The organism is Pantoea sp. BL1 (genome assembly GCF_000963985.1).
GTDB classification, from domain to species: domain Bacteria; phylum Pseudomonadota; class Gammaproteobacteria; order Enterobacterales; family Enterobacteriaceae; genus Pantoea; species Pantoea rwandensis_B.
The window spans coordinates 1-332 of sequence record NZ_JZRH01000093.1 but is presented as its reverse complement, the minus strand read 5'-3'; the positions used below and the strand labels follow the sequence as shown (position 1 = coordinate 332).

General features: G+C 58.4%; 1 protein-coding gene. It reads left to right on the top strand.

All coding sequences use genetic code 11. The features are described from left to right. Positions 1-222: 222 nt before the first annotated feature. Positions 223-332, top strand: a 110-nt coding sequence (locus VH86_RS25395) for a KGG domain-containing protein (RefSeq protein WP_045834426.1), incomplete at its 3' end; no start/stop codon positions are given.

Sequence of the window (332 nt, the reverse complement as noted above, 5' to 3'; positions counted from 1 at the left end):
GAGGGATGTCACGCGCCGTTTCGCACACACAGCCTGGCGCATATCGCTCAAGTCGCAAGCGTGAGGTCCAGCGGGCCCACATTTCAGGTTCTGCCACCCAGTAATGCGTGTCCGCCGTCATAACCCTGAAAAAAAAGTGTGCCAAACGCGGGCAGTCCTGTGCGGACGTGCCAAAATTTAACTTCCTGAAATACAGGACATCTTTTAACTGAGGAAGACATCATGACAACAGCAAGGCGCGGTGGTGCCGGAAACTTCGCGGCCGACCCGGCGCGCGCCTCTGAGGCGGGCAGCAAAGGCGGCGCCGCCAGCGGCGGTAACTTCAAAAACTG